The 16,803-nt window shown below is 55.5% G+C and carries 16 protein-coding genes; 13 read left to right on the top strand and 3 right to left on the bottom strand.

Annotation, left to right across the window (positions count from 1 at the left end; genetic code table 11):
* Positions 1–81 precede the first annotated feature (81 nt).
* From JW937_08990 to JW937_08965, 6 genes are read left to right on the top strand one after another with little or no spacing between them, the layout of a single operon-like run.
* On the top strand, positions 82–345 hold the full coding sequence (locus JW937_08990) for a hypothetical protein (protein ID MBN1587542.1): 264 nt from the start codon (positions 82–84) through the stop codon (positions 343–345).
* Positions 332–1,078 (top strand): chlorite dismutase family protein, encoded by a 747-nt coding sequence (locus JW937_08985; GenBank protein ID MBN1587541.1) that lies wholly within the window; start codon positions 332–334, stop codon positions 1,076–1,078. Before JW937_08990 ends, JW937_08985 begins: the two co-directional genes overlap by 14 nt.
* 47 nt (positions 1,079–1,125) lie before the next feature.
* On the top strand, positions 1,126–1,953 hold the full coding sequence (locus JW937_08980) for a hypothetical protein (GenBank protein ID MBN1587540.1): 828 nt from the start codon (positions 1,126–1,128) through the stop codon (positions 1,951–1,953).
* Between the two features lie 37 nt (positions 1,954–1,990).
* Positions 1,991–3,577, top strand: coding sequence for an FAD-binding oxidoreductase (locus JW937_08975; GenBank protein ID MBN1587539.1), 1,587 nt, complete (start codon positions 1,991–1,993; stop codon positions 3,575–3,577).
* 37 nt (positions 3,578–3,614) lie between these two features.
* Complete coding sequence (locus JW937_08970; GenBank protein MBN1587538.1) at positions 3,615–4,169, top strand: hypothetical protein; 555 nt, start codon at positions 3,615–3,617, stop codon at positions 4,167–4,169.
* 15 nt (positions 4,170–4,184) lie between these two features.
* On the top strand, positions 4,185–5,417 hold the full coding sequence (locus JW937_08965; protein MBN1587537.1) for a glycosyltransferase: 1,233 nt from the start codon (positions 4,185–4,187) through the stop codon (positions 5,415–5,417).
* Between the two features lie 85 nt (positions 5,418–5,502).
* Here JW937_08965 and JW937_08960 read toward each other — a convergent pair whose 3' ends face one another.
* Positions 5,503–6,429 carry a DUF72 domain-containing protein gene (locus JW937_08960; GenBank protein MBN1587536.1) on the bottom strand — a complete coding sequence of 309 codons (927 nt, stop codon included), beginning with the start codon at positions 6,427–6,429 and terminating at the stop codon, positions 5,503–5,505.
* Positions 6,430–6,508: 79 nt separating this feature from the next.
* Between JW937_08960 and JW937_08955 the strand changes: the two genes are divergently transcribed.
* From JW937_08955 to JW937_08940, 4 genes are all read left to right on the top strand, one after another.
* Complete coding sequence (locus tag JW937_08955) at positions 6,509–8,728, top strand: thioredoxin family protein (GenBank protein MBN1587535.1); 2,220 nt, start codon at positions 6,509–6,511, stop codon at positions 8,726–8,728.
* 91 nt (positions 8,729–8,819) lie between these two features.
* Positions 8,820–9,446: a thioredoxin family protein gene (locus JW937_08950; GenBank protein ID MBN1587534.1), complete on the top strand. Its 627-nt coding sequence runs from the start codon at positions 8,820–8,822 to the stop codon at positions 9,444–9,446.
* 38 nt (positions 9,447–9,484) lie between these two features.
* Positions 9,485–9,859: a CrcB family protein gene (locus tag JW937_08945; protein MBN1587533.1), complete on the top strand. Its 375-nt coding sequence runs from the start codon at positions 9,485–9,487 to the stop codon at positions 9,857–9,859.
* 143 nt (positions 9,860–10,002) lie between these two features.
* Positions 10,003–10,311: a DUF190 domain-containing protein gene (locus tag JW937_08940; protein ID MBN1587532.1), complete on the top strand. Its 309-nt coding sequence runs from the start codon at positions 10,003–10,005 to the stop codon at positions 10,309–10,311.
* A gap of 116 nt (positions 10,312–10,427) precedes the next feature.
* On the opposite strand, the gene JW937_08935 is transcribed toward JW937_08940, so the two are convergent.
* A complete protein-coding gene (locus JW937_08935) occupies positions 10,428–13,421 on the bottom strand; it encodes a DNA polymerase III subunit alpha (GenBank protein ID MBN1587531.1) in 2,994 nt (997 codons plus the stop codon).
* Positions 13,418–14,743: a hypothetical protein gene (locus JW937_08930; GenBank protein MBN1587530.1), complete on the bottom strand. Its 1,326-nt coding sequence runs from the start codon at positions 14,741–14,743 to the stop codon at positions 13,418–13,420. The genes JW937_08935 and JW937_08930 overlap by 4 nt, the downstream gene beginning before the upstream one ends.
* A gap of 151 nt (positions 14,744–14,894) precedes the next feature.
* Here JW937_08930 and JW937_08925 point away from each other — a divergent pair, with 151 nt between their 5' ends.
* From JW937_08925 to JW937_08915, 3 genes are all read left to right on the top strand, one after another.
* A complete protein-coding gene (locus tag JW937_08925; protein MBN1587529.1) occupies positions 14,895–15,554 on the top strand; it encodes a 3'-5' exonuclease in 660 nt (219 codons plus the stop codon).
* A 13-nt stretch (positions 15,555–15,567) separates the two neighbouring features.
* Positions 15,568–16,536: a 6-phosphofructokinase gene (gene pfkA / locus JW937_08920; protein ID MBN1587528.1), complete on the top strand. Its 969-nt coding sequence runs from the start codon at positions 15,568–15,570 to the stop codon at positions 16,534–16,536.
* On the top strand, positions 16,533–16,803 hold a 271-nt coding region (locus JW937_08915; protein MBN1587527.1), incomplete at its 3' end, for an IGHMBP2 family helicase. The genes pfkA and JW937_08915, both read left to right, overlap by 4 nt.

Here is a 16,803-nt window from a genome sequence, read left to right as displayed (position 1 = left end):
CGCCCTTGATATCCAGTCCGTTTTCAGGTAGGTTTGGTAGTCTTGATCGTGAAAGACAGCAAACTCGACCTGGAGAATGAGGTGTCATTTGAAACTCTCGGACTGATTTCCGCCGTGGCCCTGCCTCTGTTTAATATTCCCCTGGTGATCAAAATCCAGGCGCGCAAGTCCTCCAAGGATATCAGCATGACTTGGGCCTGGGGAGTGTATGTGTGTTTGTGGGGAATGCTGCCTGCGGGACTGATGAGTGAGGACTTTGTATTCCGGGCCTTTGCGATCGTCAATATTGTGTTTTTTACAGGGGTCATGGTTCAAGTGATGAGATTTCGCAATGGATCTGTCTGAAAAGGGGGCCAAGGGGCAAAGCTCCAATCGCCGGCTGTTTATGCAGCTGCAGGCCTTTGGCAACTGCCCGGATCCCGAGGCCCTGAAATACGAGCTTCAAAAGAGTGGTTTGGAAACCATCCTGTATTTGGATCTCAACGACCCGCAGGGCTGTGCGGTGCTCTACATCACAGAGGATCCTCTGGAGCTGGCGCGTTCCTGGCGCTGCGCGCTTTCCTCAAAGACTTTCCTTTCCTTGCAGCGAAAGCCCGGGCTCACCATGACGGGACGCACCTATTCCGGAGGATATGAGCCGGATCTGGAAGACTGGCTCTTGCAGCGGCCCCGCCGATATTTGAAGAATCCGGAATGGCCCTGGGCTGTGTGGTATCCACTGCGCCGCAAGGCCGTTTTTGAACGATTGACGCCGGAAGAGCAGGGGCAGATGATGAGGGAGCACGGGGGCATCGGGCGTAAATACGGCGAGGCAGGTTTGGCAGGGGATGTGCGGCTGGCCTGCCACGGTCTGGACACGCATGACAATGATTTTGTGATTGGATTGATGGGGCCGGAGCTGCACTCGCTTTCGCGTTGTGTGCAGGATATGCGGGGGACTCGGCAAACTGCGGAGTACATGCAGTCCCTGGGTCCGTTTTTTGTGGGTAAGGTCTATTGGGTGTCCACCACAGTCCGTGTAGCCGCTCACCCAGAGGAGCCGCGCAGCGGCGTCTCGAAGGGCACAAGTGGTGCCTGACACCCGGTCAACCAGAACATGAGCAATTCAGCATTAAAGGAGTCGCCATGAAGAAATTATTACTCATAGTCCTTGTCTCCGTGATCTGCCTTCTTGCCATCCTCTATTTGGGCCGCAACCTCATTGTCAAAAACAGTGTCTCCTTTGGGGTGAAGACCTTGATGGGGGTGGATTTGGATATTGACAAGCTCGATATCAATATGGCCAGGACTTATATCGGCATCCAGGGTATGCGCCTGGCAAGCCCCAAGGGTTTTCAAGAGCCTGTGATGCTCAATATTCCCGAAATAATGGTGAACTACAAGATGGGTTCGCTCCTTACGGGCAAACCCCATTTCGAAGAACTGAAACTTCACCTCAAGGAACTGGTGGTCGAGAAGAACACAAAGGGAGACCTCAACCTCATGGCTTTGGCCCCGGCCCGGAGTCCTGACAAGCCCAAGGAAGAAAAGGCCCCGGAAGAGCCCAAGGACAAGAAGAGTAAGGCAGATTTTCAAATCGACCTCCTGACGCTCAAAGTGGATCGCGTTGTGTACAAGGACTATTCAGCCGGTGGAGAACCCAAGATTCAAACCTATAATGTGGGCATCAACTACCAGCAGAAGAACGTGGGAGATCTTAAAGCCCTGGTCGGGGTGGTCATGACCCAGGCATTGATGAAAACCAGTATCAGCCGTTTGACGAATCTGGAAATGGGCCAGATTCTGGGCGACGCGGGCGCGGCTCTGCAAGGGACAGGCGCGGCAGCCACACAGGCCGTGGGTTCTGCAGTGACTCAGGGCAAGGAACTGAGCGCCCAAACAGCGGAATCCGCTAAAGAGGCTGTGAACAAGCTCAAGGGTTCTTTGGGAGGGCTGCTCGGCTCAGGAGAGTGATTGACCGCCCCTACCCCCCAAGGCATAATAAGTACCTATGAAAGCAGCACTTGAGGCGTGGCAACAGGCTCTGGGGGCAGAGCATGTTCTCAACGACACGGATTCCCTTCAATCCTACGGCCGCGCCACCATTCCCATTAGCCGCCGTATCAGCGCTGTCTTGCGTCCCGAATCCACTGAGCAGGTTAGCTCCATTGTCCGCATAGCCTCGGAACACCGGGTTTCTCTATACCCGATTAGCGTGGGGCGCAATTGGGGTTATGGTTCCGCCAATCCGGTGGCTGAGGACAACGTGATTGTGGATCTCAGCAGGATGCAGGGGATCGAGCTTAACGGGGAGCTCGCCTACGCGGTCATCGAACCGGGGGTGACCCAAGAGAGCCTTTACCGCTATCTAAAGGACCGGGGCGCTCAACTTTGGATCGACCCCACAGGCGCCGGGCCTCAGGTCAGTGTGCTCGGCAATGCTTTGGAGCGGGGCTACGGGATCACTCCCTACGGGGACCATTTTGCACAGATCGCGGGAATGGAGATCGTGCTCCCGGACGGACAAGTGTTACATACGGGCTTTGGGCATTGGGAGAATGCCGTGGCGACCCGTGTCTTTCCCCGGGGCATTGGTCCTTATCTGGACGGGCTCTTTACCCAATCCAATCTGGGAATCGTGACCCGGATCGGCGTGTGGCTTATGCCTGTTCCCGAGCATTTTGAACTCTGTCTCTTCAGTACGGACAAGGATGAAAATCTCGACGGCTTGGTGAACTCTGCCCGCTGCTTGTTGTTGCAGGGGGTGCTCCGCAGCAGCCTCAATCTGATGCACCGTAATCGTATCTTGACCATGGTAAGTCAATATCCGTGGGACCTGATGCAAGGGCAGACACCTCTGTCCGAGGAAGTTGCACAGAAACTGGCTGATCAAAAACGCATTGGGATTTGGAATGGGGTTACAGCGGTCTATGGCACACGCCGGCAAGTCCGCGCGGCGAAGGCCGTGATCCGGCATGAACTCAAAGGACAGACCAACCGCCTTGTCTTTATCTCCCAAAAAAAACTGGAGTTTCTGGAGCGCTTTCCCGGTCCCTTGAGCTGGATTACAGGTTTGAATATTCCCGAAGTTATTGAGGCCGTGCGTCCGGGATTCGGGGTCTTGAGCGGGAATCCCACGGAGAGCTCCTTGGCGGTGTGCTATTGGCGCACGCCCAAGAAGCCGTCCGGAGCTTCGATTGATCCCGCGCGTGATGCCTGCGGCCTCAACTGGTTTGCGCCCGTAATACCCATGACTTCCGCCCATGTGCGTGAATTCCGGAGCATTGTGGAGCCCATCTTTGAGAAACACGGGTTGGAGTGCTGTATTACTTTGACCAGCGTGACCGCCCGTGCCTTTGATTGCACTCTGCCCATCCTCTTTGATCCGCAACGCCAAGGGGATCCCGAACGGGCCGAGGCCTGCAACCGGGAGCTGCTCGAGGCTTGTGCGGCATGCGGGTATATTCCTTACCGCGTGGGCGTGCAGTCCATGAGTTGGCTGAAGGAGCGCTCGTCCGTGTATTGGGACTTTGTCGCGCGTCTCAAACAATGTGTAGATCCGGCAGGGATTTTGGCGCCGGGCCGTTACGGGGGATAGGCGGGATTCTGGTTCGACTCAAACAGAGGAGTCTTTCATGAAGATTGGACAAGTCTTATTGATCGTTGTGTTGGGTGTTGCGTCCGGGGCTGCCGGCGGTTACTTTGTTCAACAGAAGCTGAATGCGGAAATCTCTGCCCCCGTGCCCGTCGCGGAAAAATTCATCCAGTCCACTAAGTTACCCGAGTGGCAACTTGTCGATGGCGCCGGCGAGGTGCGCGCCCACATGCGTATGAGCGGCGGGGATCCTGTGCTGGTCCTCTATGATCGCAATTCGACAATGCGTGCCGCCTTGAGCATAGACTCAAAAGGGGAACCGGCGCTTTTCATTCAAGGGAATGAAGGGGTCACACAGGGCGTCTTTGGCATGAATATGAACGGCCAGCCCATTCTCAAGCTTGCCGATAAGGCAGGCGAGCCGCGCATCGGGTTTCGTTTGAGTGATGAAGGCGCTCCATCCCTGGAGCTGTTGGATGCCGGTGGCCAGCCCAGGACTGTCCTGAATGTGGATCCCACCGGGATGCCCGGGATCTATCTGCTGGATGAGGCCGGGGAGGTTGTGTGGTCTGCGCTTCCCATGGAAAAAGAGTAAGGAGGGCAGAGACGGATGACCGGAGCTGATTACAATTTTCCCAGTGTTGAAGACTATGAGCCTTATATCGGCCCTGAGGCTGTTCGCCGAATCCGCACCAAGGCCAAGCAATTCAAAAATCATCTGGTGACCCACATTAATTCCACCTATTACGGAGGCGGAGTAGCGGAAATGCTTTCGTCCGTCACGTTATTGATGAACGATTTGGGGATCAAGACCGGATGGCGTTTGATCAAGGGTTTGCCTTCTTTCTTTGTGGTGACCAAAAAGATGCACAATGCGCTGCAGGGCGGGGATTTTGAGTTTAACCAAAGAGAGATTGATTTGTACGAGGCGGTTCTTTACGAAAATTCCTTGCGTATGAATCTCAATCACGATTTTGTAGTTGTGCATGACCCGCAGCCTTTGGGGCTGATCAAGCACTTCCGCAAGAAAGGTCCGTGGATTTGGCGCTGTCATATCGATATGAGCCAGCCCAACCAACAGCTCTGGGATTATCTTCAGCCTTATGTCGAAGAGTTTGATGCAGCCATCTTCAGCATGGAACAGTACAAGCGCCGGCTGCGAACGCCGCAGGTGCTCTTCATGCCGGCCATCGATCCCTTCACCCTCAAGAACAAGCAGCTTTCCGAGAAGGAGATGGATGAGAAGCTCAAGGAGTACAACATTCCGACGGACCTGCCTCTTGTGACCCAGGTTTCGCGGTATGATCGCTGGAAGGATCCAGAGGGTGTGATTGAAGCTTATAAGATTGCCCGCAAGGAAGTGGACTGTACTCTGATCTTGTTGGGGAATACCGCGACGGACGATCCGGAAGGCCAGGAGGTCTACGAGTCCCTGCTCGAAGCCCAAGACGATCGCACGCTGTTGATGGCTTGCGGAGACGACACGGCCTTGGTCAATACTCTGCAGGCGCGATCTGCAGTGGTCATGCAGAAATCGGTGCGCGAGGGCTTCGGGCTTACTGTGACCGAGGCCATGTGGAAGGGGACTCCGGTGATCGGAGGGAATGTTGGCGGCATTCCTGCGCAGATTTCGGATGGATTCAACGGTTTCCTGGTCAATTCGCCCCAGGAAGCGGCCGAGCGCCTGGTCACTCTGCTCAAGGATGAAAATCTTCGCTGCCGGATGGGAGAAAAGGCGCGCGAAAGCGTGAAGGAGAAATTCCTGATGACCCGTTTGGTCGAGCAGTATATTGATCTGTTTGCGAGCTTTGAAACTCAGTACCGCTGCACACTTCCGTTTTAGGCAACTGTCATCCCCGCCCCGCTCATCCTATGGAGCTGCGAAGCAGCGTTTCGAAGGAAGGCGGGGATCCAGTTGGATCAGTAGTCTATGTGAGCAAGTTGAGCACTGCCGCAATCGTGGTGGGCGCATTACCCTCGGCTCGATTATTTATGTAAACAAAGGCCTGGGTCTTTCCCTGCTTGGCCCGGTTCAGGAGCCGCGCCAAGTCCATGCGCAGATTGTGATCCGGGGCAGTGGCCTTTTTGTAAGGGGCAAAGGCCTTCACCGCTTCCGCATAGCTGCGCTGGCGCGTCAGCAGGGCTCGGCACACCCAGGCCCCGGCACCCGGGTCTTGCATGAGATCCAGCTGTTCTCCGATTGAAGGCATATGGGTCCAGGCATTGAGCACGTGTGAAACCTGGTGCTTTGCCAACATCTCAAAGTATTGGGGTTTGAGGAAGGTCTTGTTTCGGATCTCAACTGCATAGCGGAAGGTTTTGGGAAGTTCTGTGAGAAAAGCGTCCAAAGTGCGCACAAAATCCCGGCCGCGTTCGAAACTATCCCTATGGAACTGGCCAAACTCAAATATCACCATGCCGACCTTGGGTCCCAACAGGCTCAGCGGACCGAGAAAATACTCAATAAAAATTTCAGGATTGAGAAAATCGGGGTTTTCGTTGCCGGCCCGATCTCTGTAGCGCGCGTGTTGAGGGAAATGTTTGACTGTAACCGTTTCCGTGACCTTAAAGGAAAAAAGAAAATCCTCCGGGGTTTGTTCGTCCATCGCGCGGAGAGCGGATTCCTGGGGCCAGTTGTAGAAACTGAAGTCCACACCCACTGTGGGAAAAGTCTCGGCATACTCGGCCAGACAGTCCCGGTCAAAGCGTGTCCGGGCCATTTTGCCGCGATAGAGGTAGCGGTCTTTGCTGTAGATGGACCCGACCCAGCCCAGGTATTTCCATGAACTTGTTCCGAGATAGATTCCTTGCCGGGCCAGGTTACGGAGACGTTGGTTGTAATCGAGATCCCACATGGATGTCTAGCTCTGTCATTCCCGCGGAGGCGGGAATCCATTTGTCTCCAACTATTCTAAGTACTAGAATACTTCTTATATGCGTCGTTTCCTAAAAAACCTGACCCTCACATTATCCCTCTGCTTCCTGGGCGTGAACAGCCTTTGGGCTCAACCCGTGCGCACGGAGCACGTGAGAGCCGAGCTGCTTTCAGAGGTGGAGTGGGTCCAGCCGGGCCAAACATTCTGGGTGGCTGTGCGTGTGAAGACGCTGCCCCATTGGCACACCTATTGGAAGAATCCCGGGGATTCCGGTTTGCCCACCCGGCTGAGCTGGAAACTGCCGGAGGGTTTTGAGGCCGGTCCGGTGCACTGGCCCTATCCCGAGCGCATCGAGTTAGGGCCTCTCGCCAATTTTGGGTTTGAGCGGGAGATTTTTTTGCTCACCGAGATCAGTGTCTCTCCCAAAGTGGAGCCGGGTCAGAGCGTCGAGATTGGAGTGCGAGCCGACTGGTTGGTCTGTAAGGAAAGTTGTGTGCCCGAAGGCGCGGATCTTTCTTTAAAGATGCCTGTCCGGAAATCGATTCCGCCTCCAAGCCTCAGATCCGTGGGTGCCTTTGCCCAAGCTCGAAGTGAATTGCCCGTGGACTCCCGCGACTGGCAGGTGGAGGGGGTGGCTAATTCCAATCGTGTGGTTCTGAATCTGGCGCCTCGCTCCCCCCTTGATAGAAAGCTCAAAAAGCTGCAGTTTTTTCCTGTGGAATCCGGATTAGTGGAATATGCCGCAGACCAGGAGCTGGAAGAGGAGCAGGGCAACTATGTGCTCAGCTTACAGGTTTCCTCATTGGCACAGGGCGTGCCCCAGCGGGCGGAAGGGGTGTTGGTGGCGGATTTTTCCACTGATGATTTCAAAGATGTGCATGCTCTGAATATTGATATTCCCTTGGGTCCGTTGCCTGAGGACCCGCCTGCGGTGGTTAAGGTACCGGCGCCGCTTCCGGAATCGCCCCCTGAACCGGTTGCAGATTCTTTACTGCCTTTGCCGGCCGGTCCGGCCCAAGCCCCTGTGCCCGCTATGAGCTTGTGGTTGGCCTTGATCTTTGCCTTTTTGGGTGGCGTCATTCTAAACCTTATGCCCTGCGTGCTGCCCGTGCTTTCACTCAAGATTCTGAGTTTGGTCGAAAAGACTCATCACAAGGGCGAGAAGCCTTGGCAACACGGATTGGTTTTTGGAGCAGGGGTACTGGTCTCTTTTTGGATTCTGGCGGGTTTGCTTCTGGCCCTGCGGGCCGGCGGCGCGCAGCTGGGCTGGGGCTTTCAACTGCAATCACCTCCTTTTTTGGTTGCTTTGTCATGCTTGTTCTTTCTATTGGGCCTGAGTCTTTTCGGTGTGTTTGAAATCGGGCTTTCGATTTCCACGCAGAGCGCAAAGGCCAGCCGCAAAACCGGTTTTACCGGGTCCTTTCTAAGCGGATTTCTGGCCACTGCCGTGGCCACGCCGTGCACGGCGCCCTTTATGGGATCTGCTTTGGGCTATGGCCTCACCCAGTCGCCCTGGGTTTCCATGCTGATCTTTACGGGTTTGGGATTGGGTATGGCCTCCCCCTATGTTTTGTTGTCCTCGTCTCCGGCTTTGCTGCGCTATGTGCCCAAACCGGGACGCTGGATGGAGTCCTTTAAACAGTTTCTCGGTTTTCTTTTGATGGTGACGGTATGGTGGCTGTTGTGGGTTTTAGGCCATCAGGCAGGGACCCATATGGTGCTCAAGCTGCTCTTTGCTTTTTGGGTGGCGGGTATCGGAGCCTGGGTTTTGGGGCGTTGGGGCTCTCCTTCGCAAAAACCTTGGGTCCGTGCTGTGGCCCGAGTCACTGCACTCCTTCTGATTCTTTTGGCCGTGATTTGGGCCATGTCGAAGGCAGGAGAGCTGAGCCCGATGCCGGGCACTCCGGCTGCCGCGCCCCAGGAGCTTACTTTGCAATGGGAGCCCTATTCGGAATCCAGGGTGCAGGCCTTGCGCGCCCAGGGGGAACCCGTATTTGTGGACTTTACTGCTGCCTGGTGTTTGACCTGTCAGGTAAACAAACGTGTGGCCTTGCACACCCCTGAGGTCGAAAAACGATTTGAGACGCTGGGGGTGCATTTGCTGGTCGCGGATTGGACTTCCCGGGATGCGAAGATTACTCAGGCCTTGCAGCGTTTCGGCCGCAGCGGAGTTCCTCTTTATGTGCTTTACGGCCGGGATCCGCAGGCTCCCCCGCAAATTTTGCCCGAAGTTCTTACGCCGGGGATTGTTTTGGCGGCGCTTGATTCCCTGGAGTGATTGCGAATGTGCTTGACCCATGGGGGTGTTTCTGAGACCCTTGCTTCTTGCCCCAAGAGCCTGGAATGGGGTTAAACCGAGGAGGATCTAAATGCGCCGATGGATTTGTCTGGCACTTGCTGTCTCGTTTTTGTGGGCATTACCCGCGGTTAATGCCGATGTGAATGCCCAGGGAATTGCAAGCGGTACGGGTATCGGAGAGCTTGGGCCGGACTTTTCTTTGCCGGACACAAATGGGAAGCAACACTCGCTCTCCGATTACAGAGGCAAGTACGTGGTTTTGGAGTGGCTGAATCACGATTGCCCCTTTGTGAGAAAACACTATGACTCGGGTAACATGCAGTCACTGCAAAGGAAGTATACGGCTCAGGGTGTAGTGTGGCTGTCTATCGTGTCTTCGGCTCCGGGCAAACAGGGGAATTTTCCGCCGGAAAGGGCGGGGGAGTTGACCCGGGACAAGGGGGCTTTCCCGACAGCCGTACTGTTGGATGAGAGCGGTAAGGTGGGCCGCGCTTACGGCTCCAAAACAACACCGCACATGCATATTTTGGATCCGGACGGGATCCGGATTTATAACGGGGCCATCGATGACCAACCTCACGGTGAAATCGGGCCCGATACTCGCAACTGGGTGGCCCAGGCACTGGATCAGGTTTTGGACGGGCGTAAAGTCTCGACTCCTGCAACCCAGCCTTACGGTTGCTCGGTAAAATACTAAGAATCGCATTGGGTGCCTGACACCCGGTCAACCAGCAAATGAACAAGTTTATTTTATTAGCAGCGGGGGGTGTTTTCGGCGCCGTGGGCCGTTATGTGCTTTCCGGCGTGGTGTACCGCCTGTTGGGAACCGGTTTTGCTTACGGCACCCTGGCGGTGAATACCCTGGGTTGTTTCGGGGTCGGCTTTTTGGCCTCTTTGGCAGAACGGAAATTCTTGATGACTCCGGAGATGCGGATTTTTTGGATGATCGGCCTCTTCGGAGCATTTACCACCTTTTCCACGCTTATCTTTGAGAGCTGGAAGATGATCCAACAGGGACAATCGCTTTTGGCGGGTGGTAATTTAGCAGTGAGTTTAATCCTGGGCTTTGCCGCCCTCTGGATCGGGACGGTTATGGCTTCGGCAGTCTGACCATAATCGAATGGCTGGGTTAGTCATTGCGGGCCGAGCTGTGTGCGAGGAGTGGCAATCTTTGCGGAACATAGATGGCCGCGCTTTGCTCGCCATGACGCCTGCCGGTCACTCTGGTGTCGAGCACTGAAAAGAAGGGAATCATGACTGACAGCCGCCTTATCAGAATTTTTATCGGTGAGCAGGACAAATGGGAGGGCAAGCCCCTCTTCGAAGCCATTGTCGACTTGGCGCGCGCTGAACACATGGCGGGTGTCACCTGTATTAAAGGTTTTATGGGTTTTGGAGCCAAGGCTCACATGCACACAGCCAAGCTCCTGAGGCTCTCCGAGGATCTGCCCATTGTGATTGAAATAGTAGATACCGCAGAGAAGATCGAGGCGCTCTTACCGCAACTCAAGGAGATGGTTGCGGAAGGGCTCATTACGCTCGAGCGTGTTGAAGTCCTCTAGGGGTGTTTGACGCCACAGTCCGTCATTGCGAATGGAATGAAGCAATCTTTGTTCCGCCAAGTCTGCCACGCCTCCCTAAAAGTCGGCTTGGGATGGCGTGGTGCTGAACACCCGGCTCAATCCAGAAACTCCGCGTTTTTCACCGTCAACGTTACCACTCCATAGTTGGGTTCCAGCTTTCCCCTTAATACAAATGGCCGTGTCTTGGTGAGCATACGGCAAAAGCGCCGGTAAGTTTGCGGAAAAAAGGTGGCGTCGTAAATGCCGGTGGAGTCCTCAAAAGTCAGGAATTCCATGGGCTCTCCGTGCTTAGTGCTCACTAATTTTCCGGTCACCAGCATCCCGGCCATCTGGACCTCAGTACCGGGGCTCCGGTTTCCCACGGTGTGGATTTGTGCTGCTGCCAAAAATGGGAGCCTTTTGAGTTGTTCCGGATAGAGCTCCATGGGGTGGCAGCTTGCCAATAGCCCGAGGGCGGCACGCTCATGTTGGAGCCGCAGTCCTTGTTTGAGTTCAGGTGCTGCTGGCAAGTCCTCCATTTGGGCGTCGAAGAGTGTGCGGCTGTCCATACTCTGATTGCGATCCTTGCGGTACATCCATTCATAGAGTTGCCATACCAGCCGGGGGCGGGGCAGGTTGAAACAGTCAAAACACCCCGCTTTGATCAGGGTGCGGATTTCCGCAGCTTGAAAATGCGTCCGCCCTAGAAAATTTTCAAAATCCCTAAAAGCCCCGTTCTTAGAGCGCTCTTCCAAGAGCAATTCCCAGGCTTGGCGGCGCACACCTTGAATCTGCATAAAACCCACGCGCACCGTGCGGTCTTTACCCGAATAGGGAAACACGCTCTCATTGATATGAGGAAGAAGGATTTGAAGCCCCATGCGCCGGCACTCCGAAAGATAGGCCTGCGCAGAATAATAACCGCCTTGGTTTGAGATGACACAGGCCATGAATTCCGCTGGGTAATGAGCCTTGAGAAAAACGGTCTTGTAGGTCACCAAGCTATAAGAGGCGGAGTGGGCCTTGCAAAAAGAATAACCGGAGAATGAGAGGATCATTCGCCAGATTTCTTTGATTTGTTCAGTGTGCAGACCGCGCTCTTTTGCTCCGTGAAAGAATTTTTGGCGGAAGGCTTCCAGAGCCGTTTCCCGGTGTTTTTTAGAAAGAGTCTTTCGCAGTTCCTCGCCCTCTGCGGCCTTGAATCCGGCCAGGATCATGGCGATCTGAGTGATGTGCTCCTGATAAACCGCAATGCCGTAGGATTCTTCGAGCACTTCCTTGAGAAGCGGGTGGGGTGGAGCGCCTGCGCCTGTGCGAAGGCGGCGCACAAATTCCTGGATATAGGCATTGGCCGCGGGCCGGATTATGGACGAAGCCAGCACCATGTGCCCGAAATCCCCGCGCCTCATCTTTGCAAGCAACTGGCGCATGGCCGGGGACTCCGCATAAAAACAGCCAAAGGTATTGCCGTTCCGGATGAGTTCCTGTGTGGCTGTGTCCTCCAGGGGATTCCATTGGGCATAGGGGATTGTGGTGCCGTAGTTGTCTTGGATTAAAGCGAGCGCATCGCGGATAACGGCCAGACTGCGATTGCCCAGAATATCCAACTTAAAGAGTCCGGCCTGTTCGCATTGGTCCTTTTCCCATTGCACTAAAGGGATGCCTTTGCGCGAGACTTCGACAGGGATGCGTTTGCGGATGGCCTCCGGAAAAATGAGGACTCCGCCGCAGTGCAGGCTCAGGGATTGCAGGTGTTCGCCGAGTTGGCTTGCGTATCGCAGGATTTCGGGCCAGGGCTGTTTGAGTTGGAGGTCTCTGCAAAGGGGATGGTTTTTGAGGTGCTCGTGAATGCCGGCCGCCTTAATGAAGGAAGAGATCCGTTTGGTGACGCGCGCGATTTCCACTTCAGGAATTCCATAAACCTTGGCCACCTCGCGAATGGCCGATCGGGCCTTAAAGGTGATGTGATTGCAGACCATGGCTGTGCGGCGGCTGGAGTATTTCCAAAATAGACGGTCCAGCACGTTATCGCGTTCGTCCCAAGGGAAGTCCACGTCAATGTCCGGCGGATCCAGCCGCTCCAAATTGATGAAGCGCTCCAAGAAAAGCTTGTGGGCAATGGGATCCACATGAGTGACACCCAGACAATAGGCCACAATCGAGGAGGCTGCGCTGCCGCGCCCGCAGGTGATGGGATAGTGCCGGACAACGTCCTCGACAGTCAAAAAATACGGGGCCATGTGTTTTTGCCGGATGATGTCGAATTCCTTATGGACGCGCTCAAAGACCTCGGGCGTCACTTTGCCGTAACGCCTTTGTGCCCCGGCATAAGTCTTTTGTTTGAGCATCTCGAAGTTGCCGGTTAGAGCGGAGTCCTCTCCCGAAGGATGCAGAAGTTCGGGGAAGTCCCACTCGGTCATGCAGTCTTGGGCAATGCGCTGCGTGTTGCTTAAGGCTTGGGGTGCATGGTCGTAAAAAGGGGCCAGGGTTTGCAGAGGTTTGAGATCGCAGGTGGGCAGGCAGAGTTCGGATTCAGGGAGTTCAGAGAGCGTGGTGTTGAGATCAATGGCACGCAGCAAACGGTGCAGGGAATATTCCGGGGCCTCGGCAAAATGTACGCGGTTGGTGGCCACAGGGGGTAGGCGCAGTTCTGCGGCCAGGCTTAGAGCAGCGTGCATGTGATATCCAGGCGAAAGTTCCGCATAGAGATCCTTTCTGGAACCCCGGCACAGGCGGCGCAGGAGCGGCTCGCAATCCGAGATAATGACCAGCCCGCCTCGCCAACGTTCCAGGGCCTGGATAAGAGAGAATGTTGTGTCCGCGTGCCGGTCCGAAAGGATTTGGCACAGATGGGAATAGCCTTCTTCGTTACGGATCAGGGCCAGGGCGCTTTCGTGGTCTGTGATCAACTCTGCGCCGAGTAGGGGTCGGATCCCGTAGTTTTGAGCCTCGCTCACAAAGCGCACGGCTCCGTAGAGTCCATTGGTGTCCGTGAGGGCGAGGTGTTTTTGCCCCAGGCTTTGCGCCTTCTCCAATAAAGCAGTCACTGTGCTGGTGCCGCGCATGGGCGAATAGGTTGAATGCACATGAAGATGAGTGAAGTCTGTCATGGTGTTGAGCAGGCTCCGTCATTGCGAACGGAGCTGAGTCCGTCATCACGAGGAGCGGAGCGACGCGGGGATCTTTGTTCTGCAAAGATCCCTTCGCTGCGCGCGGGATGACGAGATGTGCGCCCGGGATGACGGTGAGTGGACGCATAGTCCGCAACTCCCTCGCCGAAGCGTTCTCGAATTTTATCGAGGGCCCGGGTGATCTTCTGCCGTTTTTCCAAATCCATTCCGTCCTTGCAATGGTCTAGAGAGGAGACCGCAGCAGTGGCCCCCACATCTCCGATACGCTTGAGTGCCTCCAAAGAGAGGGCCATGTAGCGGATGCGCGTGCGGCGTTTGCGGGCGCGCTTGAGGGCTTCTAAGGCGCGGGGCTCGATTTCCGTATCCCAAAAACTGGGATAGGCCATGGGCTGGGTGTTTTGGGCCTCCTGCATATCGGTGTAGCGCAAAAATAAGCGCACCCGTTGGCAGGCGCGATTCTTGAGCCGCAATTGCCGCGCGGCATCGCGCACGAGTTGACATACTTGAAGGGTGAGTCGTTCCCAATCATTGGTGTCGTTTTTAAAGTGGTGCTCCTGTGTGAGGGCTTCCATCTGATCCTGCAGGTGCACAGCTGTGTGATCAATGCCGTGGGATTCCCGCCGGAGCCGGTCGGCTGAAGGGCCGAAGACCGTGCGCAGACGTTGGGTTTGGATGCAGGCCACTTGGCGGATGCGCTGCAGATTAAGTTCCTCGATCAGTTCCTCAAAGTGGTGTTGCTTGATCGTGGGTAAGAGGGAAACAGGCCAGGGGCTGAGGAATGCGGCCTCTTCTCCCTCGGGCACCTGGACGAGTTCTTGCTTGAGCGGGGGGCTTACCTGGGAAGCAATGCGGCTAACCAGTTTATTACCGGCAATCCCAAACGCGCCGAAGAGTCCCCAGTCCGAACGCAGTTCTTTGTGAAACTTCCAGGCCGCGTCTTGCGGGGGGCCCCAGAGGCCCTGAGTTCCGGTCAGGTCCAAAAAAAGCCGGCCCGGGCGCGTGGGTTCGGTGATTGGGGTGATTCGGTGGGCCCGTTGAAGGAGGCGTTCGGAGAGCTTTTGGTAGAGCTGGGGTGTGGGCGGGAGCACCTTTAGATCCGGGCAGATTTTGGTGGCTTGGGCAAGGAGCATGCCCTTGCGGATGCCCCAGGAGGCGGCTTGTGGGGAAACAGCGAGGATGACGGCCCGTTCCGCACTCAGGGGGCTGATGACCACCGGGCGTTGGCGTAGGCGGGGATTTTGGAGGCATTCAGCCTGCACATAGAAATGGGGGATTTTGAGATGAACGATTGAGCGGATCATGAGCCGGCTGCCTCCAAACCAGGGGAAAATAGACTAGACGGATGTCTGTCCCTTGTCAAGCTCCAGGGACAGGTCTCGCTGTTTCACGGTGCCAGGCACCGGTGCCAGGCACCAGTGCCTGGCACCGTGAAACACGTGGTAACATAGGCCGATGGCTGAGACTTTTTTGCCTGATTCTTTTGTGATTTTGGATTTGGAGACCACGGGTTTGGGCGCAGACCGATGCCGGGTCATTGAGATCGGCATGGTTGAGGTGCGCGGCTCCAAGGTGACTGACACCTATACCACCTTGATTGACCCGGGCTGTCCTATTCCTTCCTTTATTACGGGTATTACCGGGATCCGGAGTGAAATGCTCCGGGGCGCCCCGCGTTTTGAGCAAGTGGCTGCGCCCGTGGGCGAGTTTTTAGATCGAGGGCTTATGGTGGCGCACAATGCGCCTTTTGATTTCCGGTTCATTAGCGCGGAATTCGAACGCGCAGGCCAAGTGCGGCGTCCCGATCACTTATGCACGGTGCGCATGGCCCGCCGTCTTGTTCCTGAATTACGTTCCTGTAGCCTGGATTCACTCATGCGTCACTTTGAAATCCGGCTCCAAGAAAATAAAAGACACCGCGCCTTGGGAGATGCCCTGGCTACTGCAAGAATTTTTATCCAGTTGTGTCGACTTACTCTGAATCCAGATGAACTAATCGGTAGTTTAGTCAGGAGTCCGCAGGGGTGTCAGGCACCAGAGGCTGGGCAGAAGCATGCTTCACGACGGGTGCCTGACACACGGTCGAGTCAAGAATCGTTTAACTCAGGAAGATAAGAGGGTACTCGCTATGAAAAGAATCGGCGTAATGACCACAGGTGGAGACGTGTCAGGATTGAATGCCTGCATCCGTGCGGTGGTTCGCACGGCGATCTATCACGGTTTGCAAGTGACGGGAATATGCCGGGGTTATCGAGGCATGATGGAGGGGGACATGATCCCTTTGGATAACCGTTCGGTCGGCGGCATCATCAACAAAGGAGGCACCATCCTGCTGAGTGCACGCAGCCAGGAATTCCGAACCGAAGAGGGGCAGAAAAAGGCTGCCAAGCAGCTGGAGGCCTCGGGGATCGAAGGCCTGGTATTGATCGGCGGAAACGGCTCCCTAAAAGGGGGCGATGATTTAGCCAAATGGACGAAGATCCCGATTATCGGGGTGCCCAAGTCCATTGATAACGATATCGGCGGCACGGAATACGCCATTGGTTTTGATACGGCAGTCAATGTGGTGGTGGATGTCATCGACAAGATCCGTGACACAGCCACTTCGCATGAACGTCTTTTTTTAGTCGAGGTCATGGGGCGTGACCGCGGATTTTTGGCGTTGGAGTCGGCCTTGGCTGCCGGCGCTGAAGATGTGCTTCTGCCTGAAACAGCCACTGATGTTAAGGATATCTGCAATCAGCTGGATAAAGGGAAGAAGAGCGGAAAGACTTCCAGCATTATTGTGGTGGCCGAAGGGGATGAGATCGGCGGCGCGTTTGAATTGGCAAAGCAAATTGAGAATGTGAGTCCGTATGAAGTCAGAATCTCCATTGTGGGCCATATGCAGCGCGGCGGCGCCCCGAGCGCGAAGGACCGCGTACTGGGTTCCAGTTTTGGCCAGACGGCGGTGGAGGCGCTTCTGGCGGGAGAATCCCATAAGCTGGTTGCCTATGTGGATGGCCGGCTTATTCTCAAACCTTTGGAGGTGGCCTGGGATCAGTGCCGGCCACTTAACGAGAACATGCTGCGGCTTTCTCATATCCTTTCACATTGAGTCTATCCGAAAAAATCCACGCGCATTTTGACACCTTCCGCCGTCTCCTGGAACTGGAGCGCGACGAAGAGATTCGTATGGTCCAAGAGGAAATGAGCGGCATGTCCGCCACCCAACGCGAGTCGCGCGGTCATGCTCTGGCGCGCATGCGTTTTGTGTCCGAGGATACAGGACTGGGAGGGATGCGCGTCCTGCGCTTTTCCAAGGCCGATCCCAATCAATCTCTGCCTCAAACGACGATCCGTACCGGCGATTGGGTGATGATCT

This window comes from Candidatus Omnitrophota bacterium, from assembly GCA_016929445.1.
Classification (GTDB): domain Bacteria; phylum Omnitrophota; class Gorgyraeia; order JAFGIU01; family JAFGIU01; genus JAFGIU01.
Note: the sequence above shows the minus strand (reverse complement) of the source record. Positions and strands in the feature narration are given on the sequence as shown.